This is a genomic window from Marinococcus halophilus (assembly GCF_900166605.1).
In the GTDB taxonomy this organism is placed as follows: Bacteria; Bacillota; Bacilli; order Bacillales; family Marinococcaceae; genus Marinococcus; species Marinococcus halophilus.
Genome location: NZ_FVZD01000004.1, coordinates 129,830 through 153,683, shown reverse-complemented (window position 1 = coordinate 153,683; position 23,854 = coordinate 129,830). Strand labels below are relative to the sequence as shown.

Annotated in this window: 23 protein-coding genes; 3 read left to right on the top strand and 20 right to left on the bottom strand. The window is 45.8% G+C overall.

The genetic code is table 11. The features are described from left to right. Nucleotides 1-5 precede the first annotated feature (5 nt). The 13 genes from B5066_RS01890 to B5066_RS01830 all read right to left on the bottom strand — a co-directional run bounded on the left by B5066_RS01890 (nucleotide 6) and on the right by B5066_RS01830 (nucleotide 16,352). Nucleotides 6-2,810 carry a bifunctional diguanylate cyclase/phosphodiesterase gene (locus B5066_RS01890; RefSeq protein WP_079474266.1) on the bottom strand — a complete coding sequence of 935 codons (2,805 nt, stop codon included), beginning with the start codon at nucleotides 2,808-2,810 and terminating at the stop codon, nucleotides 6-8. A 169-nt stretch (nucleotides 2,811-2,979) separates the two neighbouring features. Continuing rightward, nucleotides 2,980-3,915, bottom strand: a complete 936-nt coding sequence (locus B5066_RS01885) for an NADP-dependent oxidoreductase (RefSeq protein ID WP_079474265.1) — start codon at nucleotides 3,913-3,915, stop codon at nucleotides 2,980-2,982. A 115-nt stretch (nucleotides 3,916-4,030) separates the two neighbouring features. Beyond that, entirely contained in the window at nucleotides 4,031-4,576 is a 546-nt protein-coding gene (locus B5066_RS01880) for an LPXTG cell wall anchor domain-containing protein (protein WP_079474264.1), read from the bottom strand. A 170-nt stretch (nucleotides 4,577-4,746) separates the two neighbouring features. Beyond that, complete coding sequence (locus B5066_RS01875) at nucleotides 4,747-5,682, bottom strand: alpha/beta hydrolase (protein ID WP_079474263.1); 936 nt, start codon at nucleotides 5,680-5,682, stop codon at nucleotides 4,747-4,749. 14 nt (nucleotides 5,683-5,696) lie between these two features. Beyond that, nucleotides 5,697-6,128 carry a UPF0158 family protein gene (locus B5066_RS01870; RefSeq protein WP_079474262.1) on the bottom strand — a complete coding sequence of 144 codons (432 nt, stop codon included), beginning with the start codon at nucleotides 6,126-6,128 and terminating at the stop codon, nucleotides 5,697-5,699. Between the two features lies 1 nt (nucleotide 6,129). Beyond that, nucleotides 6,130-6,717: a GNAT family N-acetyltransferase gene (locus B5066_RS01865; RefSeq protein WP_079474261.1), complete on the bottom strand. Its 588-nt coding sequence runs from the start codon at nucleotides 6,715-6,717 to the stop codon at nucleotides 6,130-6,132. A gap of 93 nt (nucleotides 6,718-6,810) precedes the next feature. After that, nucleotides 6,811-7,617, bottom strand: a complete 807-nt coding sequence (gene tagH / locus B5066_RS01860) for a teichoic acids export ABC transporter ATP-binding subunit TagH (protein ID WP_079474260.1) — start codon at nucleotides 7,615-7,617, stop codon at nucleotides 6,811-6,813. A gap of 59 nt (nucleotides 7,618-7,676) precedes the next feature. Then, a complete protein-coding gene (locus B5066_RS01855) occupies nucleotides 7,677-8,486 on the bottom strand; it encodes an ABC transporter permease (protein ID WP_079474259.1) in 810 nt (269 codons plus the stop codon). Nucleotides 8,487-8,519: 33 nt separating this feature from the next. Then, nucleotides 8,520-9,782, bottom strand: a complete 1,263-nt coding sequence (locus B5066_RS01850; protein WP_079474258.1) for a CDP-glycerol glycerophosphotransferase family protein — start codon at nucleotides 9,780-9,782, stop codon at nucleotides 8,520-8,522. Between the two features lie 228 nt (nucleotides 9,783-10,010). Continuing rightward, nucleotides 10,011-10,406 carry a glycerol-3-phosphate cytidylyltransferase gene (gene tagD / locus B5066_RS01845; protein ID WP_079474257.1) on the bottom strand — a complete coding sequence of 132 codons (396 nt, stop codon included), beginning with the start codon at nucleotides 10,404-10,406 and terminating at the stop codon, nucleotides 10,011-10,013. A 293-nt stretch (nucleotides 10,407-10,699) separates the two neighbouring features. Beyond that, nucleotides 10,700-13,654 carry a CDP-glycerol glycerophosphotransferase family protein gene (locus B5066_RS01840; RefSeq protein WP_179124011.1) on the bottom strand — a complete coding sequence of 985 codons (2,955 nt, stop codon included), beginning with the start codon at nucleotides 13,652-13,654 and terminating at the stop codon, nucleotides 10,700-10,702. A gap of 98 nt (nucleotides 13,655-13,752) precedes the next feature. Then, nucleotides 13,753-15,300 carry a carboxylesterase/lipase family protein gene (locus B5066_RS01835; protein WP_179124010.1) on the bottom strand — a complete coding sequence of 516 codons (1,548 nt, stop codon included), beginning with the start codon at nucleotides 15,298-15,300 and terminating at the stop codon, nucleotides 13,753-13,755. 230 nt (nucleotides 15,301-15,530) lie between these two features. Then, entirely contained in the window at nucleotides 15,531-16,352 is an 822-nt protein-coding gene (locus tag B5066_RS01830; RefSeq protein ID WP_079474254.1) for an MIP/aquaporin family protein, read from the bottom strand. Nucleotides 16,353-16,760: 408 nt separating this feature from the next. Between B5066_RS01830 and B5066_RS01825 the strand changes: the two genes are divergently transcribed. Then, nucleotides 16,761-17,132, top strand: coding sequence for a DUF2512 family protein (locus B5066_RS01825; RefSeq protein WP_079474253.1), 372 nt, complete (start codon nucleotides 16,761-16,763; stop codon nucleotides 17,130-17,132). A gap of 79 nt (nucleotides 17,133-17,211) precedes the next feature. Here the strand turns inward: B5066_RS01825 and B5066_RS01820 are convergent, their stop codons facing one another. The 3 genes from B5066_RS01820 to B5066_RS01810 form a co-directional block, all read right to left on the bottom strand. Beyond that, nucleotides 17,212-17,925, bottom strand: a complete 714-nt coding sequence (locus B5066_RS01820) for a TraR/DksA C4-type zinc finger protein (RefSeq protein WP_079474252.1) — start codon at nucleotides 17,923-17,925, stop codon at nucleotides 17,212-17,214. 192 nt (nucleotides 17,926-18,117) lie between these two features. Then, nucleotides 18,118-18,651 carry a GNAT family N-acetyltransferase gene (locus B5066_RS01815; protein ID WP_079474251.1) on the bottom strand — a complete coding sequence of 178 codons (534 nt, stop codon included), beginning with the start codon at nucleotides 18,649-18,651 and terminating at the stop codon, nucleotides 18,118-18,120. Between the two features lie 13 nt (nucleotides 18,652-18,664). Then, nucleotides 18,665-19,096: a VOC family protein gene (locus tag B5066_RS01810; RefSeq protein ID WP_079474250.1), complete on the bottom strand. Its 432-nt coding sequence runs from the start codon at nucleotides 19,094-19,096 to the stop codon at nucleotides 18,665-18,667. 192 nt (nucleotides 19,097-19,288) lie between these two features. On the opposite strand from B5066_RS01810, the gene B5066_RS01805 reads away from it, so the two are divergent. Continuing rightward, complete coding sequence (locus tag B5066_RS01805; protein ID WP_079474249.1) at nucleotides 19,289-20,074, top strand: SDR family oxidoreductase; 786 nt, start codon at nucleotides 19,289-19,291, stop codon at nucleotides 20,072-20,074. A gap of 24 nt (nucleotides 20,075-20,098) precedes the next feature. Here the strand turns inward: B5066_RS01805 and B5066_RS01800 are convergent, their stop codons facing one another. The 3 genes from B5066_RS01800 to B5066_RS16645 form a co-directional block, all read right to left on the bottom strand. Next, nucleotides 20,099-21,151 carry a C45 family autoproteolytic acyltransferase/hydrolase gene (locus B5066_RS01800; protein WP_079474248.1) on the bottom strand — a complete coding sequence of 351 codons (1,053 nt, stop codon included), beginning with the start codon at nucleotides 21,149-21,151 and terminating at the stop codon, nucleotides 20,099-20,101. Between the two features lie 73 nt (nucleotides 21,152-21,224). Next, complete coding sequence (locus tag B5066_RS01795; RefSeq protein ID WP_079474247.1) at nucleotides 21,225-21,776, bottom strand: GNAT family N-acetyltransferase; 552 nt, start codon at nucleotides 21,774-21,776, stop codon at nucleotides 21,225-21,227. 2 nt (nucleotides 21,777-21,778) lie between these two features. Beyond that, on the bottom strand, nucleotides 21,779-21,949 hold the full coding sequence (locus B5066_RS16645; protein WP_179124009.1) for a hypothetical protein: 171 nt from the start codon (nucleotides 21,947-21,949) through the stop codon (nucleotides 21,779-21,781). 77 nt (nucleotides 21,950-22,026) lie between these two features. On the opposite strand from B5066_RS16645, the gene B5066_RS01790 reads away from it, so the two are divergent. Further along, a complete protein-coding gene (locus B5066_RS01790; RefSeq protein ID WP_079474246.1) occupies nucleotides 22,027-22,830 on the top strand; it encodes an alpha/beta hydrolase family protein in 804 nt (267 codons plus the stop codon). A 64-nt stretch (nucleotides 22,831-22,894) separates the two neighbouring features. Here B5066_RS01790 and B5066_RS01785 read toward each other — a convergent pair whose 3' ends face one another. Beyond that, nucleotides 22,895-23,749 (bottom strand): STAS domain-containing protein, encoded by an 855-nt coding sequence (locus B5066_RS01785; RefSeq protein ID WP_244897326.1) that lies wholly within the window; start codon nucleotides 23,747-23,749, stop codon nucleotides 22,895-22,897. Nucleotides 23,750-23,854: the final 105 nt, after the last annotated feature.

The following is a 23,854-nucleotide window of genomic DNA, read 5'->3' as shown; positions in this document are numbered from 1 at the left end:
TTTTACTAGTTATTACAAAATTCAGGAATTTTACTTGCCTGTATTGGTTTACTATACAGGAAACCTTGAACTAAATCACATTTATTTGCCTGCAGGAATTTCTGCTGTTCAAGCGTTTCAACCCCTTCAGCAATCACATGAAGGCCGAGGCTGTGAGCAAGAGCAATAATCGTAGTTGTAATAGGGGCGGAGCTGCTTTCCGATTTAATGTCATCAATAAATACTTTATCAATTTTCAGCGTATCAATTGGAAATTCCCGGAGGTACTGCAACGAGCAGTAACCGGTACCAAAATCGTCTATCGAAATGCGGACGCCGATGCTTTTAAGCCTTCTCATTGTTGTAACTGTTTCTTCCGTATTCAGCAGCAGCGTATTTTCCGTAATTTCAATTTCTAAAAATTCTGGTTCTAGCCCGGTGCGGGCAAGCACTTCTTTCACAGTTTCCACCAGGCTTTCCCGCTGAAATTGCTGCGCGGAAATGTTTACCGCCACCCGAAGACTGCAAAGTCCCTGGTCATGCCAGCTTTTTGCCTGAGAACACGCCTCATTTAAAATCCATTCGCCGATAGACGTAATTAAGCCAGTATCCTCAGCTATCGGGATGAATTCCGAAGGAGGGATTTTTCCGTAGACGGGATGATTCCATCGCACAAGTGCTTCTACCCCTGTGACAATGCTTTTACTTAAACGGACCTGAGGCTGGTAAAATAATTCAAGCTCATTATTTTCCTGTGCCCGGTATAAATCATTTTCAAGCCGGATTTTTTTCATATCTGGTCCCATTTGCTCGGAAGAAAACGCCCGGTACGTATTGCCGTTCATTTCCTTTGCTTTATGCATTGCCGAATTGGCGTTCTGAATTAAGTCATCTGCCAATTGTCCATCAAGTGGAAAGAAGCTGATACCAATACTCGGTTTTACATACACTTCTTCTCCTTCAAGGTAAAACGGATTGCGGAACACACGCAGAATATGTTCTGCAGTAGTCGTAGCCTGGGCCATGTTATCCAACCGGGGAAGGATTAAAATAAATTCGTCTCCTCCCTGGCGGGCAACAGTGGCAGCTCCGCTCACCATTTCCTGGAGACGGTAGGCAACTTCAGTTAATAATTCATCTCCACCGGCATGGCCGAAACGATCATTAATTTGTTTAAAACGATCCAGATCGAGAAACAATACGGCCATTTCCTGGTCGTGCTCTTTGGCTTCCCGGAGCGTCTGGCTCAGACGGTCATGAACGAGCATCCGGTTGGGCAGGCCGGTGGTACCGTCGTAGTAAGCGTAGTACTCAATGCGCTGCTCCATTTCTTTTCGCACCGTTACGTCCCTGACTGTCAGTACATACCCGACTACTGCGCCTTCTTCAATCTGGCTCGAAATAGTGTATTCAAGTGTTACCAGCCCTTTTTCAGGATGACTCATATATGCTTCCCCGCTCACTGGCTGAATGGAATCTGAATTCAGATAAGAAGCGAAAACATCAGAAAGAGCTTCTTCTTCATTTTCTATATGATCAAGAATCTCTTCATAGGACTGAATGCTGTGGAATAATTGGGTGTCTGTTTCAAGCATGTGTTCGGCGGCTTCATTGGAAAACATGACAGTGCCTTCCATCGAAAAACCGATAATCCCTTCATCTACCGTATTCATGATCAATTCTTTTTCTGTATTGACCTTGCGCATTTCTAAAATCAGCCGCTGAAGCTCTTCATTTTTACTTTGTATTTCTTCTGTCCGGCGTGCAATGATGCTTTCCTGGCTTTCAAGGTTGTATAAATGAATGAGTACAGGTGCAGTCGCATTGACAACTGACTCCACCCTGCGCTGCTGGGCTTTTGTATACCGGGCCGGCTTTTCACCGAGGTGGGCGACAACGATAACGCCGAGTACCCGGCCGACAGAAATCATTGGCACCATAAAAATACTTTTGATGTTAAAAACGTCACAGATTTCCTGAAATATTCTGTTCTCCTGGGCCACATCCTCTACAAATAACGATTGCTTTGTTTGAACTACCTGTTGGAAAAGCTCGTCGTTCGTCTGGTCCATCTGCATACGTTCGTGAATGTTTAACCATTCATTCTGTTCGAAATCGCTTTTACGGCTGAGCTTTGAAGGCATAACTGTTTCTTTAGAAACGGGATCAATGATATGCAGACTCACATTGTGATTATGAAGCTCATCACCTATATGATTAAAACAAACATCAATCGCTGAGTCAGACGTCTGTGAATGTGCGAGCTGTTCCATCACTTCGATGAGCGTCTGTTTTTCGTGCAGGAGTTCTTCAATGTTATGCATCGCCTGGCTGTTACGAATCGCTACCGCAGCCATGTGTACATATGCTTCCACTGTTTCTATTTCAGATTCTGTTAAATTCATTGGGACCCCGTAATCAAACAAATATACGAGCCCGAATAATTCGTCCCCGTGAGAAATCGGAACTGTAAGCATCGACCGGATCTGAAAGAAATCGATCGTTCTGGCATCGGGTCTGTTATCTTTGGACGTATCAGCAATATAGATCGACTGCCTTGAGCTGATTACTTCACGGGCCAGGTGGTCCACCTGAGGATCAACTACATGCAGGTCTATAGTCATACCGCTCAGTACTTCCGGCTTGCTGACGTAACCTCTGTAGCGCTCTCCATCCTCCGGGAGATAAATACCAACCGCATCGCATTGGATAATTTCTTCTGATATAGCTGTTACGACGTGTTCAAGGAGTGTTTTAATGTCTAAATTGGCATTGATCAGTCGTGTAATCCTAGCAAGACGCGTATAACGATTGTGTTGTCCGTTTGACATCGAATCGCCCCTGTCTGTCGATGATTCAAAAGCTTTACCTTTATTATGCACTAATATTTCAATAGCAGGAAATTTTTTTCTTTATTAAAGTCCTATTTTTCTCTGCTATTCCCCTGTTATGTAGAAGACGTTTCATTTCCCGGAGGAAACGAATACGCCTCATAGATCTCTAGCGGACCTTAATGACTATTTTACCACGAGCACGACCTGCTTCGCTCTCTTTATGTGCAGATCGCAGCCCTTTTTCTGAAAATTTATGCCTGCTGTTGATTTCCACCTGCAAAGCGCCTTTATTATACAGCGAAGTTAAGCGTTGGAGCTTTTCGCCTGCTTCCTGCAGCCATACGAACTGGGCAGTAACTCCAGCTTCTTCTGCTTTTTCCTGGGAAGGCGGCGCAGCTACCGAAGCAAGTCTTCCACCAGGACGGAGCACCTGGAAGCTTTCCTCATGCACACTTTCCCCTACTGTATCTAATACCATATCATAATCAGAAATGACATCCACCACGTTTTCTTCTTCATAATTGATCGCCACATCGGCACCCATTTGTTTTAAGAATTCCTGGTTTTTTCCGCTTGCTGTAGCTGCGACATAGGCACCCATATCTTTAGCCACCTGTATCGCAAAATGGCCGACGCCACCGGAACCTCCCTGAATAAGGACCTTACTGCCTTGAGTGATTTCTCCAAATTCGAGAAGGCACTGCTGCGCTGTCATTCCAGCGAGTGGAATGCCGGCTGCCTCTTCGTAGGACATTGGCTCGGGAATGGCTACTAATAGCTCCTCATCCACCACTGTCTGTTCTGCATAAGTACCGCGTGCCGTCAATTTCGGCCGTGCAAACACTCTATCCCCTGGTCCAAAAGAGGTTACGTCTTTTCCAGCTGTGCGGATGACCCCTGCTACGTCCCATCCTAAAATAATAGGAAATTCGAAAGGTATATCGTCTTTCATGTATCCTTCCCGCAGTTTCCAGTCGATCGGGTTGATGGACGTGGCATACACATCTACAAGCACCTGTTTGTCTCCGGGAGTTTCCGCTTCCATTTCTCTTTCCACTAGTTCATCGGCACTGCCGTACTGTTCGATTACAATTGCTTTCATTATGAGCCTCCTCTCCTACATTCCTCATACCTTTTACTTCTTTAAATAAAACACATAATAAAAAACCGCCGCACCTCATGGCGCAACGGTTAGGGAGCAGGATATGCGATAATAATTAGTGGGACGTTATCCGTCTGCGTACAAGTAAAAGAGCTCCCAGGCCGGCCACTGCTGTTCCCGCCAGGGCCCAGGCTGGTTGATTTGTAGCTGTTTCCGGCATTTCGCCGCCTTCTTCTGCAGATTCTTCAGTCATATTTTCATCGGAAGCTTCTGTGGAAGCAGCTTCTTCTTCATTAGTCGTTTCTTCTGTAGTTCCTTCGTCGGAGGAAGAGGTTTCTTCTTCTGTAGTAGAAGTGGTATCTTCTGTTGTGTCAGCGGAGGAACCGTCTTCTGTAGTTTCATTTTCTTCAGAACCTTCAGCTGCCGCATCAAATTCACTTTCCATACCTTCTGTTAATCCTTCGCATGGTAAGTTGTCATTATCTGCGTCTAAGTTATGTGGATCGTCACCTGGCCCATAGTTGTTGTCTTCCCAGAAGGCCAAAACTTCTTGTCCATCACTAAAATCTGAACAGTTTTCATCATCCGCCGATGCCGGCGCGGAAATTCCCAATGAAATTACCCCTGCGCTGAATAGACTCACTAGCCATTTTTTTGACACACAAATTCCTCCTTATTTAAGTACATATACCTAACCCCCTACTATTATCTTAGGTAATAATTTGTGAAATAACAATAATTTTTTGTATTATATGTAAATTAAATTTACATATAATACAAAAATCCCTCCTGCGGGATTTTACACAGGAGGGATCTTTTTTCAATATTTATTCATTCCGCGAGAACGTCTTTCACCGGCTCTAACGCAGCGAGAAGCTCTTCATCCACCTCGGGGAAGGCCCGTGTCCAATGCAGGAAACCGTGAATCATGCCTTCTGCCCGGCGCAGGCTGACCTGCCCGCCCTTTTGAGCAATGGCTTTGGCAAACGCCTCTCCCTCATCCCGCAGTACATCATTTTCTGCAGTAACGATATGCGTAGGCGGAAGTTCACCAAGGCGTTCAAAGGCCAGCGGGGAAAGGTGCGGATTATCTTCGTCCTCCCCGTCGGCGTACTGTTCCATAAACCATTCCAGATCCCGGAGCGACAAACCGTACCCACCGGCAAACATATCAACCGACGGAAAATCATGCTCCCCGCTGACGCTTGGATAAAAGAGCAGCAGGGAAGCGATTTTAGGGCCGTCTTCCTGCAGTACCCGTATAGCAGTTACAGCCGCCAGATTACCGCCGGCACTGTCTCCGGCCAAGGCGATTCTTTCCGCATCCAGATTATGCGGCTCAGCGTTTTCCACCAGCCACAATAATGCATTGTACGCATCCTCTGGCGCTGCTGGAAACGGATGCTCAGGAGCAAGCCGGTAGTCCACGCTCACAACCGCGCAGTCCGACTCTTTAGCGATAGCCCTGCAGATATGGTCGTGGGTGCCAATATTTCCAATCACAAACCCACCGCCATGATAATAAACCATGGTTGGGTAGCGATCCATTTCCGTATCAGGATAGTAAATCCGAAGCGGGATCTCACCGTATTCCCCCGTGGTCATCACATCCCGGAGACCGCCGGCTTCATCAACGTTTACATGTGAAGTTATAACATCAATGCTGTCGTTAAACTGGCCCCGGGCTTCCACCGGAGTCAATTCGTGTATCTGCATCATGCTTTCCTGTTCTTCCAGAATTGCCTGCAGTTCTTCATGTACAGCCATATTATCCGCCCCGCTTACTCTTCTGTTGCATGGATCGCATGTTTTTCATTCAGCTCATCATAATCGAGCTGAAGCAGCTGCAGCCAGTCCTGGACATATTTTTTGGCATTGTCCCGTTCGAACTGTTCCCACTCGCTTTCGAGCCCGAATTCTTCAATCTTTTTTTCGAAAGATAAAAACCGGTCCTCTTCCTCCAAAGCTTTTTGCAGCGTATTTTCTTTATCGTCCGGCTGTTTTGAAGCAAATTCCTGCATCAGACGCGTACTTTCTGCTTTCGTAATCGTTGGAATTGCCACTAAGTTGGCGCTCTCCTCCGAACTCCAGGAAAGCGGCGTGTCTTCAGAAACCGTTTCTACAAAGACGAGCCCAAGCTTTTTATCCAAAACGAACATGAACTCATCAAACTGCTGTAGGTATGCTTCTACTAAATCGTCCATCAATGCCATGTTATTCGTGCCCCTTTTTCTTGATTTCAATGCTTTCCGTTAATTTCGTTTTTACCTCGGGCCATTCCTCTTTTATAATGCTGTAAACTGCCGCATTGCGCACACGCCCGTCCGGCAGCATACGCTCATTGCGCAGAATACCCTCCTCGGAAGCGCCCAGTTTTTGAATGGCTTTCCTGGCGGCTTTGTTTTGTTCATCTGTTTTAAACTGTACACGAACAACCCCCAGAGTTTCAAACGCATATGTGAGAAGTAAATATTTACACTCCGTGTTCACGCCGGTGGAACGCACGCTTTCACTGTAATACGTAGAACCAATCTCAGCTGTTTTCCGGGGCATGGAGATATCATAAAGCCTGGTTGATCCGACAATTGCCCCGTCCTTTTTCCGCCTTACAATAAACGGCTCTGTATCTCCCTGCTGATGCAGCTTAAGAGCCTCTTGAACAATTAGCTTCATATCCTGTTCATTATGCATCTTTCTCGTCATGTATGTCCAATTGGACGGCTCTGAAGCAATCTTAAACAACGACTCCGTATGTTTTTCTTCCAGCAATTCCAGCTCAAACTGCTCACCTGTCAAACGCAATGTATTAGCTCCATTTCCTTTAATGAGATATATTCATCATATCATTCTAAGCCTTTAGCCCAAAGTGAAAAGCAGCACCCCTCGGGATGCTGCTTACTCGGTCACTGCCCGGACAGCGCTTTGCTTTTCAAACCCCTGGTTCCGGAACGCTTTTTTTTCTTTCGGGGTAAAAGCGTTATATTCTTTTAAGAAAGCTTCATATTGTTTTAAAATTTCAGAAGCTTCTCCTTCCGCCCTTATTTCGCCAAATTCAAGCCAAATTACTTTATTGCAGAATTCTTTCATCTGTGTCAGTGAATGACTGACAAAAAACATGGTTTTGCCGCGCTGCTCGAATTCATGCATTTTATCCAGGCATTTTTGTGCAAAGGCTTTGTCTCCTACCGATAAAGCTTCATCTACAATAAAAATATCAGGATTAACAGTAATTGAAATAGCAAAGCCAAGTCTCGACTTCATCCCGCTCGAATATGATTTCACCGGCTGGTCAATGAACTGTTCGAGTTCGGAGAATTCAATAATGTCGGGCTCCATTTGCCGGATCTGCCGCTTGGAAAAACCGAGCATCAGGCATTTCAGCTCAATGTTTTCCCGTCCTGACAGCTTTCCGTTCAAGCCGGTGGAAACGGAAATCATCGCGGCTTCCCCGTTCGTTTTTACTGACCCCTTCGTCGGCGGAATAGTTCCGGCAATAATGTTGGAAAGAGTTGATTTTCCGGACCCGTTAACCCCCACGAGTCCAATAATATCCCCTTTATCTGCCTTAAATGAAACGTTATGGAGCGCGTAAAATTCTTCGCCGTAGCTTTTTGGCAGAAGAAGATCCTTCAACCGCTCGGCGTGCGTATCATACAGCTTGTATTTTTTTGAGACATTTTTCACTACGACGGATTTTTTCATTTGCTTTCCCCCGTCTCTATCCTCGTTGTGTAATTTGTAAAACCATCCGCCCGGCCAGCTTACAGAAAATCCACAAAATGCCGGCGGAAACGCACGTGCAGTACAGCGCCAATACTGAAAAGCACGAAAACCAGCGCCCAGAAATACAGCGTATAGCTGGCGTTGGTGATGAAATACCATTCCCCGTAAAAGAAGCTCGCCCGGTACCCCTCCACGAGATAATACATAGGATTGATTTTCATCACAGGAATCAGCCAGTCAGGCAGACGGTTGTCCATCGGCCACAGTATCGGGGTTAAATACAAAAACACCCGGATGGAAGATTGGATAAACACTTGGAAATCCCGGACAATCACTGTGAGCGTGGAGGTGATCATTACCACGCTGATGACAAGCATAATAGCTGCCACAAGAAAATACGGGATCTGCAGGTAGTAAATGCTGATCGGGTGCCCGGCAAACTGCATGTAAACGATCGTAATCGCAAGCAGCGCCAAATGCGGAAAGAGTCTTGAGATTACTACATAGGCCGGGATGATGCTCGTCGGAAAGTTCATTTTGGAAATCATTTTAATCTTTGAAAAGATAGCTTTTGATCCATTAGTTACTCCCGGCTGGATAAAAAACCATAGTATAATGCCCGCAAGCATCCACGTCAGAAAAGGAATACCATCAACATCGCTCCGCTGACGGATGCCGTAGCCAAAAGCAAACCAGTAAATAGCGATAAACAGAAGCGGACTGATGATTTCCCAGAATGAACCAAGATAATTACTTTTGTTTTTAATTTTTGTTTCATACACCGCCAGCCGGTTGATCAGCGGAATGCTCGTCCATAATTCTTTCGCTACGGTTAGTACTGCATTCATATCGTTTCCCTCTTTTATCCTCTGCCCAACTAGTTAATTTGCGTTGAACACTTTTTCCACTACGCGTTTGGCAGCATAACCGTCTTCCCATTGATTGAATTGCTTTTCAAAATCGGCCACTTCTTTATGGTAACGTTCGCGGATAGTGCCACTGTTTTTAACCTCTTCAATAATTTCTTCGGTATTCATGACAAGCGGTCCCGGTGCTTCCTGTTCAAAATCAAAATAGAAGCCGCGCAGCTTGTCGCGGTAGCTGTCGATATCGTACGTATAAAATATCATCGGGCGTTTCAAAATGCCATAATCAAACATCACCGAGGAATAATCGGTAATCAGTACATCACTGATTACATAAAGGTCCCGAATATCCTCATATGCAGAAGCGTCAATTGCGAAATCTTCGTATCCGGTCACATCCAGATGGTCAGAAACAAGGTAATGCAGGCGCAGCAGCAGTACATACTCGTCTCCAAGACGTTTTCTCATTTCCTCAAGATCCATGGAAAGGGTGAATTTGTACTTCCCAATAAAGTAGTATTCATTATCTCTCCACGTCGGAGCATACAAAATGACTTTTTTGTCTTCCGGGATACCAAGATTTTCTTTAATCTTCTCCATATCTGCATTTGAATAATGATGCAGGTAGTCATTTCTTGGATAACCAGTTTCAAGCAGATTATGCTTGAATTCAAATGCTCTCCGGAAGATTTGGGCGGAGTAAGGATTCGGGGCTACCAGGTAGTCCCAGCGCCCGGCTTCAAACAGAAAGTTTCGTTTGTATTTTTCCGTCGTCGTGCCCGGCATGGTTACTTCGTTCATGTCTTTAGCAAGTTTTTTGAGCGGCGTGCCGTGCCATGTTTGAATATACACCGTTTTATCCGGCTTGGGGATCCACTTTGGCAGTCTGCTGTTAAACACCCAGTACCGGGCGCGCATCAACACAATAAACCACCGGAAAGAAAAACGCTTGATTGTTTTTAATCCCCGTTCTTCAAAAAGCTTTTTGTAACGGTGGTCAATGCTCCAGTAAAAGCGGAGCTTCGGATAGTCCTGCTGCATCTGTTCATAAATGGCCCGCGGGTTACAGCTGTACTGTTTGCCGTAAAAGCTTTCAAAAACAATGATGTTTTCGTTTTTGGGAAGCTTTCCTAGTACTGACAGCACCGCTTTATAGAAGTTTTTACCGTTGCGGAGCCTTTTGATTTTTTTCCATCGCTTCTTTGTCCGTTTTTTTATATTCTGCCACGAGCGTTTAAATTTCTTTTTATATTTTTTCGTCCATTTCTTTTTTGCCATTATCGTCCCTCAATTTTTTAAAAGTTTATATTTTAGATGCTTTGAAGCATATCCTTTTCCATTCTATCAAAAAAGAGCTTAACAAAAACGACAAACTTACAAAACAGGTTTAAGTTTTTGTAAATCATTGTTTAATTTTCATCGCAACAAAAAAAGGGAGAGAACAACTCTCCCTCCCTGTCTGCTCAGGTTCTCCGCTTAGGAAGGCGAAGCCTTTTTGAGTGAAGTTTAATAGTTTACGAGCAGTAATTCTTGTTTAATTTTTGTCGTTGAAATATCCGCAGTACGCGGCAGATACACTACTTCACAGTACGGGCGGAGAAAATCGAATTTCCCGTGCCAGTCATCACCCATCACGAATGTAGTAATGTCATGATCGAGCACATCATCGATTTTCTGCTCCCAGTTTTCTTCCGGGATGACTTCATCTACATAACGAACCGCTTCCAAAATCAGCTTACGCTGCTCGTACGTGTAATATGCTTTTTTGGATTTCAAGTCATTGAATTCGTCTGTCGATATTGCTACCACCAAATAATCTCCAAGCTCTTTTGCCCTGCGGAGAAGATTAATATGCCCCCAATGAAGCAAATCGAATGTGCCGTAAGTCAATACTTTTTTCATAGTAGTGCCCCCCTATATTCCGTTAATTTTTACTCTGTATTTTATTCTTCTACACAAATAATTTCCTCAACAAATTCTTCATTAAAAATTTACATTTATCAACTTGACGCGTTAATTGTAACACATATACCTTGCCAAACATGTCGTCTAATCGTGGGAAGTGGGGCCAACTTTCTATAAAACTATGTGACAGAAGGCACAAGCTTTACATCTTTTCACACATTTAAAGATATTTTAATATAGTTTATGAACAGTCGAATCCCTCAAAAACGAAAAAGAGTGCCCCCGCTCCGTCATCTGTTTTCTTTTTCAAGCTCTTTGGCGGCCTGGAAAATGCGTGCGGCGTTCTGTTTGTCAGAATAGCTAAAAATCATCCTCCTGTTTTCACTGACAGCTTTCTTTTCAGCCCACCCTCGTTTTAAATGGCGCCGCAGACTTTTTAACAGCTCTTCTTCAGAATGCACCACATCCCCAAGAAAAGTCTCTTCCAGTGGCCGGAGACTCCCTCCCTGGAAAAACCGCTTCGTATCAAAATGATAATAGATGACGGGCTTCTGCATATATGTGAAATCGAACGAAACGCTTGAGTAATCAGTAATCATCAGCATACTTTCCTTTAACAGCTGCTGGACCGTCTTTTTACCCAGTTTAACTATTTCAATTTTTTCGCTTTTGATTTTATCGAAAGCATCCGTATATTGCTGCATGCGGTAGTGCGGATAAAACTGCAGCACGACATCGTGTTTTTCTAAAAACCGGTGCAGCTTCGGATTTTCCAGAAAGCTTTTGTACCGGCGATAATATTCTGACTCCAGAAAGGCTTCTCTAGAATGCAGCCACTCCCGCCAGGTCGGAATAAAAACAATTTTCCGCTCTGCCGGAGGGCCTTCAAGGAGATTATCAAACCTCGACAAGCCCGTCACCTGCACTGTCTCTTCGTCGTAATGCATTTTTTTCATAACCATTCTCTTTTCACTTTTCGAGCTTACACAAAATAAATGAAACGGATATTTATAATATTCCTGGTTATATTCCACACGCTTGCGCCCAAGAACACCGTGCTGCAGAAAAACTCGCAGGCCATGCCGATAGGATTCCATCAATGTTCCTTTAAACGGAAGAAAGTATTCGATATCATGCGATCCGAAAAAGGCAGTTGCCCGCAGGCACACCTCCACATGCTCATCGCTTCCAATAATCAATACATTTCCGAGCTCTTCCACGGCTTCCCGGTCCATAGAGTCACTTTCGATGGCATAGTACACTTCTATTTCGGGATGAGCTGTCCGGCAGTATTTGAAGAAATGATATCCTGTATCCTGCGCGGTGTCGGGACGCTCTCCCACCACCCAGACTCTGGATTGTGCCCCGGCCTTTTTCATCTTTTCATTTTCCTCCTGCAGCTTTAGAAATTGCCTGCGCGGATATGTTATTGTTTCGATTTTTACATTGCCTCTCGGGGTGTAGGTAACATACCAGGAAATTGCCCGCTCTCCTTCTTCAAGCACATAGGAATGCAGAATTTCATCTTTATAATAAACAAAATCTTTTTTCCCAAGCTTTCGTTCGTGCATGAATTCCCCGGCATGCAGACGAATATGCAAATCCAAAACGGCTTTGTCACTGTGGAGCCACCGAAAATCTTCAAAAGCCGCTTCCGCTTCAAATTGTATCCAGTTATCTTTCAGGTGTTGACTTTTGATAGAAAAGTGATGCTCCTCTTTTGTTTCCCGGTTTTTCACTACTACAGATGCTTGCTGCCTTGGCCGCAGATTACGTGTTAGTGTTGTAAAACGAGCCTGCCCTTCAATAATGAATTTCCCGTTCTTTACCTTCATCGATGTAATGTCCTTGGCAATATCGATTTCATCAATGGAGAAAGCAACACGTTTGCTTGTTGTACGGTAAAACTGGTGACGATAAATTTTATTCTGATGATACCATTCGTGCTTTGTATTTTTCACAAGTTTTCTATTATTGGAACGCAGCCGGTAGTCAATATCCTCTTCATCGCTTCTCACACGGAGATAGAGATCGGATCGACCGAGCCGGTAGGGCGCCCCCCCTGTGCCTGCTTCATTTTTAAATAAATCCGTCACTTCGCCGTGAAAGACGTATTGTGCCCGTTTGGAATGAAGCTTATACATATGCACAGGCACAACAGCCTCTTCGTTGGTGTCCCGGTTTTTCCAGACGAGCTGCCAGGCATCCGGAGTATAGCGGTTCCAGTAAAGCGTACCCCGGAAGTGAATGCTTCCCTGCTCGTAGCTTGCCCGCACTGTATACAGCTTAACGTTTTCCGTCTGAATCATGATTGAAGCTGAATAATTCTGGGTGCGGTACAGCCGGAAGCTGACTGCTCCTTTTTCATAGTGCGGGGCATACCATTTAGATGCTTTTGCTATATCTTTAGCTGGCATATGAAGACGGTGCCTCCATAATGGTTTATCACCGCCATCTGCGATATAAAAATCCCATACCCCTGTAAAATGGCTTGAAGGATCAAGCTCAACGACTGCCGACCACCATTTATCGCTCTCCCATTCAACAGGGTAGTAATATTTCTGGGATTCTCCGCGCTTTTTCAGTATCAGCTGAAGCTTTGACGGCCAGCCGTTTGCTTCAAGCAGATGCCTGGGAGCCGTACCGAGCAGCTTCCACCCGATGCTGACTTTTTCTACATCCATCAAGTAAGCCGGGAAAAGTTTAACTTTTTTTCCGGACGGCCTGGTAACCCTCAGTTCCAGGTTGTTAAATTTGTTGACCACCGGCCTGAACAGCCAACCCTTCTCATTTACACCAATCGTTCCCTTCTGCAGCCAGGTCGTCCCGCTCCGTCCCGTTTTTAGACGAAAACGAATGCCTTCCTGGCGGCTTGAAAGCACGGCAAATCCGATGGCTTTAAATGGCACAGCGGTGTCCAGCTTCTCGAACAGGACGTACGGCACAAAGCCTTCAAATGTCGAAAAACTCCGTCCGTTTCGCGTATCTGCCGCAAAAAAACGAAGCGGCACCCTGATCCGGTTTTCCCATTCCGGTCCCGACGCCCATTCAATAAAAGAGTACTCTTCTTCAATACGCTTTGGCAGCCGGTCATTGCCAATTTCAATGCGAATCGTTATTCCATAGTCATCTCCAAGCCATTCCTTTGCCCGGCAGCTGTACTGCTTTTCCTTCCACGGGGATTGTCTCTTTTTTAACTGCTGGACCGGTGTCCGGTAATGCGTTTTTATTGTTGGGGCTTTCATCTCGACGCTCTCCTCTGTCATCAAACTATCTGTACTATGTAAAATGCGGACTTTGGGAAAGTCCGCATTACGTTTTGTATTAGTATAGCATACGCGTATTAATAGCTTCTATAAGCGGACCGCTGGGTGTATGTTTCAGGCACCCGGGCTTTCCACGCAAAATCATCCTCCGCATGATCATGACGCCTAGGCACCCACTTCTTCCCAATAATCATCGTCTCCGGCCGTTCCTTTGTATACTGCTTCCATTCCGGGATTCCAGCGTGCCCGGGATTTCCCTCACTTGCGAAACGCACCCAGGCGTCCTGCATGCGTCGGGTGAGCCCCGGGTTTTCGTTTATTCCGAGCAGCGTGCGGTTCCGAAAGGAAAAGGCTGTTTTAACTGTGTTAAACAAATATCCCAACTCCAGGCCATGACAGGCTTTCAACCAGCGGGCTTCCACGCTGAAGCGGTACTGGTACACTTTGCCTCCTGCTTTAGAATAAAGCTCGCTCAGTTCCGTGTGATACAGGCGGAATGCCCGGTCTGTAAACATTTGCATAAAAATCTTCGAGCGGCTCCATTTCGGATATCTTTCTTTATAGTCCTGGTAAACCGCCATTGTGGTTTCCTCTGACATATGCTCGTATTTTCGAAGATAAAATAATACGTATGTAGCTACTGAATGTTTCTGTCGCAGCTCCGGAATCAACAGCTTAAAAAAATGCATTTCGTTGGCGTTTGAGCCGTGAAGCAACTGTACTTTTCCTGCGTTTTCCTGAATAGCCCGCTTTACGTCAAACGGAATAATTTCTCCATCAGTCGTTGGGGCAAACATCCTTGACCCATTGTACGGGCCGTTGGAGGTGAAGTTTTTGTTTACAAATGAAACAGTGGTTTTTACCAGGCTTTCCGCCGGAATGGTGCAAATATCATTCATGGAATGCAGGCCGAGCTTATAGATGAGCTGGTCGGAAATATTTGCCGCGTCCTCAACCGAACGGCCAAGCCCGGTAATCACCCCGCTTTGAGCAATTACTTTCTGAAAAAGCCCCCGGGCAGCAGGAGCTGCAAGAAGCGCTGTTACGCTGATACTGCCCGCAGATTCTCCGAAGATAGTGACGTTACCGGCATCTCCGCCAAAGCTTTCAATATTTTCCTGCACCCACCGGAGTGCTTCTATCTGGTCAAGCAGGCCGAGATTTTTCATGTAGGCTTTTTCCGGCCCGCATATACTTTCGGCATCCAAAAAGCCAAATATGCCAAGCCGGTAATTAATGCTGACCATTACGACTTCTCCCCGGGCAGCCAGAGATTTTCCGTCATATAACGCCTCCCGGTTCGAGCCGCTATTAAATCCCCCGCCGTGAATAAATACCATCACCGGCCGCCGGTGTCCCGGCTCTTCATCCGGTCTCCAAATATTTAAGTGCAGGCAGTCCTCCGATTCCCTCCCCTTTTTAAGACCTTCCACGGACTGCGGGCAGGCGGGCCCGTACTCTGCTGCATTATATACTTTCATCGCTCCGCCTAAGCGTTCCGGTTTTTTGAACCGCTCCGCTTCTGCGTATTTTATTCCTAGATACTCCTGGACATGTTTGTATAAACAGCCTTCGTAAATCCCTGCGGGCGCATGCAGCCGCACACTTCCTTTTGATTTTTTCATTTTATCCTCCATATATTTAAAAGCGTTGGACTTATCCTGTAGGTTCTAAATACGTGCCTTTCCTGGGATTAGTCGACAGAACAACCCGCAGGTTACACATGAGTAGTTACATATTTTTACAAATTTTTAATTATCGTTGTCTTATTTATTACTGTTACTTCCGCTTCTTTTCCCCTACAATCAATAAAAAACTGCAATGCTCCGTGGATGGAGATTGCAGTTTACGGTAATTAGTTTTTCACGTCCGGATTGCTGACTTTTGTAGCTCTTTTATTCGTAGTGTAGAGTGCGCCGAGGACGATAAGGACCACAATACTGAATAGTGCCAGCACGCCATAGCCCTCTCCTAAAAAGCCGGCCCGGTAAACAAGTGAGCCAAAAATACCGCCAAGCGCGGGTGCAGCAACCGGAATCCAGGCGTATGGCCAGTTGGAATCCCGTTTACCTGCAATAGGCAGCAGGGCGTGAGCAATACGCGGACCTAAATCCCTGGCCGGGTTGATCGCGTAACCAGTCGTGCCGCCGAGCGACAGCCCGATAGCACCTACAAGAAAACCGACAATAAGCGGGTTCAGGCCTTCCGTGAACTCGTTTGCCCCTATACTGTTTAATACGAGTAAAAATACGGCTGTCGCGATAAACTCACTTAAAAAGTTCGCAAATCGGTTAGGAATCGCTGGGTCTGTCGAAAACGCCGCCAGCTTCACATCAGCGTTCTCTGTTTCCTTCCAGTGTCCAAGGAAATGCCAGTAGACAACGGCTCCGCCAAGTCCCGCCCCTATAATTTGAGACACGATATAGCCGGGCACATCCGCCCACGGGAAAGCACCAATAGAAGCAAAACCAAGAGTAACAGCTGGATTCAAATGCGCGCCGGAAAACTGGCCCACAGCGTACACTCCCATTGCTACAGCAAACGCCCAGCCAAGCGCTATAACAATCCAGCCTCCACCTTCAGCTTTTGATTTGTTTAAGTTAACATTTGCCACAACCCCGCCGCCAAAAATAATAAGTATCATCGTACCGATGACTTCCGCTAAGTATATCGACATCTTTCCAGCTCCCTTGTAAGCGTTTGTAATTTACAGACATAAGTATCAAAAGCCGTTTCATCGCCTTAAAACGACTAAAAAACCGCACACTTTGCCCATGCAGAGCTAATTAGTGTGCGGCTTTCATTCGACTCAGCCCGATTTATTAACTTAAAAAAACTTTAGCACGAAAAGAAAACGCTGTCAATTCAAAACGTGAGGGTTGTCACGTTTCATTTTACTGTTTAACGGTTATTAAGTATACCAGAACCATATTATGAAGCTGGAGACCCAGATGAATACACTGTCGGTGAAAACGGTTGGAATTAAAGCTAACCCGTGAGCCGGAAAAGAGACTACTCTTTTCCGGTTTTTTTATTTTTTATACGCTGCAGTCTCCGGCTGATCTCATATTAGGAGGTGAACCATTTGCCACATTTACTTCCACTTTTTATTAAGTTTGTTGCGATGGCTGTTTCGCTTGGCCTGCTGCTCGGTGCTGTACTTTCACTTCTGCCCGGCTGGACTATCGTTTTGTTAGCTGTCGTGCTCACTCTTCTTTCTTACGGGGGCGACTTAATGATGATCCCCCGTGTGAAAAATCCTACGGCTGTGCTTGCAGATATCGGCCTCGTATTTGTATTAGTATTGCTGACTGTTCTGATTTTCACTGGCAACAGCGCGGAAACATGGGTAGGAGCTGTGATTGCCGGGGTTATCGTCGGGGCTTTTGAATACCCTTATCATAATTACCTGCGCAGTAAAATAATGAGCATGAAAGGAAACAGCCTGGTAAATTAATATTTTGGTCCCCAAACGGCCATTCTTATGAACCAAGGGCAGCCCGTTATCATTACGGGCTGCCCTTGGTTTATCTGCTTTATTTTTTGTCCTGCGAGTTTTTTTCCTGTTTTTTTCTTTCTTCAGCAGAATTCCGGCTTCCCTGCCACTGTTCTTTCTGGTCGGCGGTATTGCCTGTATCTTCTCCTTCCATGTCGGCAACGGAGGCGTCTTCTACTTTTTCCACCCGTCCTTCTTCTTCCTCCTCTTCTTCCTGTTCACTTGTGTAGCCGGTCATTTCCGGATCGTCGGACGGCGTTTGGGAGGTACTGTGCTCACTTACTGCTTCCCACGCATCTTCTTTATCGAAAGCTACATTTTCCTCCTGCCGCTGCTCACGTTCTGGCCCCGGGTTGACTACATCTTCTTCCACCGGGTGGTCCTGCTCGGGTTTGTCACTGCTCGCATGATCTACACACCGCATCGTTTCGGGAACAATTTCAAGCCGTTCGTATGGAATCTCCCTGCCGCAAATTTCACACTTGCCGTAATTTCCGTTTTTCATTGCTTCAAGGGCATGATCGATATTTTCGAGCTGTTCGCGCGCCTGATTGTTCAATGCTGCATCTTTTTCCATTTCATGCAGTTCGGTGCCCTGGTCGCCTGGATGGTTACTGTACTCCGACAGTTCACCGATCGTTTCTGTATTATTATTTTCGTCCCTTGTTTCTTCAACTTCAATTTTTTCTTTATTTTCTTCTTTCATTTCTAAAAGCTGGTTTTTTAATGTTTTTTCCTGTTCTGCCGTAATCATTTGTATCCCTCCAGTATTTTCTACTCTCTCTTTACCCGATTACCGGCTCTGTTGAAAATACTTTTTTCGTCAAAAGTGTTTTACCTTCCTCACAGCACTGGTTTCGCTGCTCTCTTAGTGAACGCTTACCCTTTTTACCTCGATTCACCGATAAGTAAACACCGATAGTTCCCGGAAGTCACTTCACTGGTTCTATTCTGCATTGACCAACCCATAGACTACCTGGTTTACATAGCCTTCCCGGAGGCGTTCCGATTCTATTAAGACCCCTTCCATTTTAAAACCCAGTTTTTCGGGGACAGCCCTGCTTTTTTTATTTTCTTCTGCGCAGCGGATTTCCACCCGGTGCAGGCCCATACTGTTAAAAGCATACTTTGTAAAAGCCTGAACCGCCTGAGTCATGAGGCCTCTTCCTTCATATTCCTTCCCGAGCCAGTAGCCGAGGCTTGTTTTTTTGTTTCCCCAGTCTATTTCATGGTAATTAATAATGCCCGCCAGCTTTCCATCAAATATTAAACCTGCTCGGAATCCTCCTCCCTCAGCTGCCTGCTGGAGCGTTTTTTCGATGCTGGCGGCGGTATCATGCACCGATTGGACACGATCCACCCAATTCATCCATTCTTTTAAGTGTTGGCGATTGTTATCGATCAGGGCAAACAGCTCTTCTGCATGCTCTTTTTGGAGCAGCAAGAGCTCCAAACGTTCCGTAATGTTATATGAAAACATTCCATCTTCTCCTTTATTCTAAAATCAGCATATTCTGCTCATCAAACTTCCAAAATTCTGCATATGCCGCTTCCCAAATGTAACCATCCGGATCTTTAAAATAACCACTATAACCTCCCCAGAATACCCATTCCGGTTCTTTTGCCACCCTTCCGCCTGCAGAGGCAGCCTGCTGAATAATGGCATCCACTTCTTCAACAGACTTGGCATTATATGCAAGAGTCATTCCTGAAAAACCCCGGCCCGGGTCCTCTACTTTCTCCCCAGTGTCTTTCGCCAGCTCCTTTAGTGGATAAAGCGCCAGCTTAGTGCCTTCGTTATTAAAAAAAACAATGCCCGGGGCGTCCTCTTCGGTATTAGTTTCAAAGCCGAGTCCATCCCGGTAAAATTGCACGGAAACAGTCATGTTCCTGACCCCAAGGGTAATCAGATTAATTCTATTCATATAATCAGCCTCCGATATTAAAATTTCATAAGTGCTGAACACCCTTAGTAGGTAATTCGCCGGGAGCCTGCGCATTCCCTTTCACACAGCTGAAGCTGACCGCAATGTATCCGGCCCAAGGAGCGTTTCGCTTTTCATCCAAACGGAAACGGCTCATTACTACCATGATTTCCATAAGGGGGCATACGATTCATGAGTAAAACAATATTTATTACCGGTGCCGGTACAGGGCTTGGAAAAGGCACAGCACTTGGGCTGGCTAAAAAGGGCCACCACGTAATTGCAGCAGTCGAGATAATGGCGCAGATTACCAGTCTGCGGGAGGAAGCAGAAGCAGCAGGAGTAAATCTTGAAGTAATTAAGCTTGATATTACCAACAAACGGGACCAGGAACTGGTCGCTGACTATGACTACGATATTTTCGTTGCAAACGCAGCCATTGGTGAAGGCGGGCCGATAGCTGAAATACCAGTTGACCGCGTTCGCGATATTTTCGAAACCAACGTATTCAGCACGCTCGAAAACGCCCAGATCGCCGCAAAAAAATTCGTGGAAAAAGGCCGGGGCAAAATAATCTTTCTTAGCTCCATTGCCGGCATAGTAGGCATGCCTTACCTTGCTGCTTATGCCTCCACCAAGCATGCCATTGAGGCTATCGCCAAGGCGATGAAGGCAGAGCTTGAAGAATTTAACGTCCAGGTAGCAACCATCAATCCCGGTCCGTATGAAACCGGCTTTAATGACCGGATGTTTGAAGAAAAATGGAAATGGTACGATCCTAAGAAAAATTTCACGCCTGAAAAGTCGATCGGCGAAATGGAACAAATTCTCGACAGCCAGTTTGATCCTGATGACATGATTGCGAAAATGGTCGAAGTGGTGGAAGCAGATCATCATGCCTTCCGCACAGCATATCCACAGGAGGCCGAAGACCAGATGAAGCAGGAGGAACAGAAAAACTGGGACGCCCGTATATAAAAAATAAACCGGCCAGGTGCCGGTTTATTTTACGTTCTGGTCCATATGAAGAAACTTCATGCCGGTATCCACCTGGCCGTACATATACTTCTCAGGTACATCTTCACCTTTCAGCCAGCGGGAAAAATCGATTTCATACGGCTTTTGGTCGCCTCCAAGCGCGAACCACGCTTTTTGTTCCCGCAAAAGATAGCCGGATGTGTGAATGGTGCCCGCCCAGCTATGGTAATTATCCGAAAAAACGCCGCCTTCGGTATTGTTCAGCAGCCGGTACGCTTGTTCCGCCGAAGGAGCTGTTTGCTTTTCCTGCTTCATCACCGCCTGGCGGGCTTTTGAATCCACCAGATAATGACGGTTCTCTTCCGGCATTTTTTCAAAGTGGTTGGTGCATGCATGGTCTTCCCGTGCAATCACTCCACGCGGCGATGCCTCCACAACTTGAGAGGTTCCCTTCATGTCCTGCACCACGTAGCTGAACGAGTGGCGGTGCGGTATTTCCTTCAGCATGTCGACAGCTTCCTCCACAGAAGCACACACCTCTAATATTAGGCGCCCAATCATTGAGCAGATAAATCCATCTCCCGGCTTTTTCCGGTGCATAAAATTATAGCCCATCGCAAGCTGTTTTTCGTTCATTCCGTCCATCCGGCCGGTTACCCGCTGCGAAGGGCCAACCATCGCATAGCCCTGATCCGTCGGCTGAAACAACGTGTACCTGCCCTCGTAGGTTTTTGGGTGATAGTCATAATTACGAACCAGATAATTATCCCCTGTCATAATAGAGCAGCCTGATTTAGGTATTTCAAGACGATAGCCGGAAAAATGCATAATAATTTTTTCCATATCCCACTTTAAGCCGTCCTGCAGACCTTCAAGCTCTTCCCAGATGCCGGGCGCCAGATTCATAAACATTTCTTTGGTTTCATTTATGTCCACTTGAAACCGGGGCTTGCGTATTTTCCATTGCTTGTCCCGGTTTTCGACAGACAATGACCCGGCGAGGCGTTCTCCCTGGTATTTGCCAAATTCGTAATGGGTGCCGCGAAACTGCACCACGCTACTGTAAATTTCTTTCACATTGTCACCTTCATTGAATAATTATTTTCCCGCTGGGTTTCATAAAGTGAAAAACCGCCTGGCTGCAGGCGGCTTAGCGATACTTTTCCCGGTATTCCTGTTCAAGTATGCTCATTATCACAGCGTGGTAGTACTGATGATCGTAGTAACGGCACTCACGCTTCATTCCTTCGTGAACAAATCCAAGCTTTTCGTATACATGAATCGCGCGGGTGTTAAACGAGAAGACTTCGAGCTCAATCCGGTGGAAATTCAATTTCCCAAACCCATATTCAAGCATCAGCTTGGTTGCTTCTGTGCCGAAACGCTGTCCTATATAATCGTCAAAAACGACCATTTGAAACCTTGCCTGGCGGCTTGCCGGCGTGTCGATGTCAATAAACGAAGTGTCTCCGATTAATTGATCATTTCCCTGCATGAAAATGCCGAGGCGGACATCTGCGTGGGCATCGCCCCCTTCAATGTAGCGCTCTACATCCTCCAGCGTATAAATATGATTCGTTCCTGTAAACTGGCGGGCAATCTGATTATTGTTAAATGCTTCATACAAAGCCGGTACTTCTTCTTTCGTATATGGACGCAGATACAGCTGCTCCCCTTCAATTGCTTTTACTAATGACTGCATAGTTACCCTCCATTTATTTCCTGGTTATCCCGATATACGACCATCGCGCTGAAATAAAAGAAATTCATTCCAAACTGAATATCCGTTACTTCAATGCCTGCGTCGTCCAGAAAAGCGTTCACCTTCCTGTCAAGCCCTTTATCGCTTATGGCGTAAAACGTTTTTATTCTCACGTCTCTCCTCCTCAGCATTTTCTATTATCTATTGTACCAAAAGCAGGTATGATAAAAGGAGAACAGGAGGGAAAAATATGGAACGAATTTATTACGGTAAGCATACAGAACAATTCGGGGATCTTCGCATTCCGGAAGGTGAAGGGCCTTTTCCTTTAGCTGTGGTTATTCACGGCGGGTTTTGGAAAAAGCCATTCGGCCTTGATATTATTCAGGACGTGGCAGAGGATTTAACCCGGGAGGGGATCGCCACATGGAACATTGAATACCGTCGCATCGGCCATGAAGGAGGTGGCTGGCCCGGTACGTTTAATGATGTTGGCAGGGCTGCAGACTACGTACGTGAGCTCGCAGCCATTCACCCTATCGACGTTCGGCGGATATTTTCTATTGGCCATTCCGCAGGGGGACAGCTCGCCTTGTGGCTCGCTGCCCGGCCATTCCTGCCGGCTACCAGCGAATTATCCCATTTCGCTGAACCGTTATCCATGTACGGGGCTGTGAGTCTCGCCGGTGTGCTTGATATGCACCTCATGCACGAGATACACGATTACCGCAACAAAATCACAAACGCCCAGGAGCCCATGGACCCTGTCGCAGATCTGCTCGGCGGCTCCCCGGATGAATTTCCTGAGCGCTATACTGAGACGTCGCCGTTTGACCTGATTCCTATTGATGTCCCCCAGATACTTGTGCACGGAGCGCTCGATGTGAACGTACCTGTTGGCATCAGCGCCCAATATAACCAGGCGGCAAAAATCGGCTACCGGCCCATCAAGTATCTTGAGCTTCCCGACGCAGAGCATTTTATGCTTACTGATATCCAGACAGAGGCCTGGAGCATGATTAAAGAAGAAATCCATGAGATGCTGTCTTTATAGATTTATTTACGGGAAAACGCCAACAATACCTTTGATAGCAAAAAAACCGGTGTGGACACCGGCTTCATTGAGACTGGAGATGGAAACCAATATGCTCCAATGCAGCTTCAAGATTTCTTGAAATATGGATGTTCATTTTTAAAATTTCATTATTGCTTAATTCGTGCTGGGCGATCGCCGGGGATATACCTGTGAGTAAAATGTTAACCCCCATCAGCTTCAGGGCGTGAATGACGTTAATAAACACGTGTGGAAATTCACCATCCACAATTACCAGCCCGGACAGATCAATTACAAGGTGTTCAATTTTTTGGTTCGCCGCGTACTCCAGAACAGTCCGGGTGATAATCTCCGCCCGTTTTTCATCAATGATGCCCTGGACCGGGAGTATAGATATGCCAGTGCGGACCGGAATGATCGGCACATTCAAAAAACCGAGATTGTACTGTGTATGGTCGAGTTCGATGATATGGGCAAGCACATTCCCCATAGCTTTTAAGTAATCCACGTCCTCCTGGCTGAATATTTTCTCTTCCGGATCCATGACGCACAAGGTACCGAATACGTTACCATCCAGGTCGGTCAGCGTGACGCCGAGGAAGCCTTTCATCTGAAGCTGGGAGGTGACCTCCAGCTCCTTTGTCATGACGTCTCTGGTCAAGTTCTCGGTACAGAAAGCATCTTCTTCATTCATAATGATCTTTCTGCAATATGTGTCGCTATATTTTACCGAATAGCCTTCTGGAATAATCTCTTCTTTCTTATTAAACGTGCTGATAACAGTCATTTCATTGTTGCCTCGTTTGGTGATGTAAGCTGTATTAACATCAAGCTGATCTGCTATAATATCAAATATTTTCTGCGAAACGGATTTAAGCGACGGAAATTCAGTCGAATCCAGGCTATACTCTTTTTGCAATTTATGTTCCTCCAACATTTAGATTGATTGTGGGGTGACTTGCACATTAGAATTATTATAATACTTTTCTTCCGCTCAAACAATCCATATGTCTTTAGTATGATA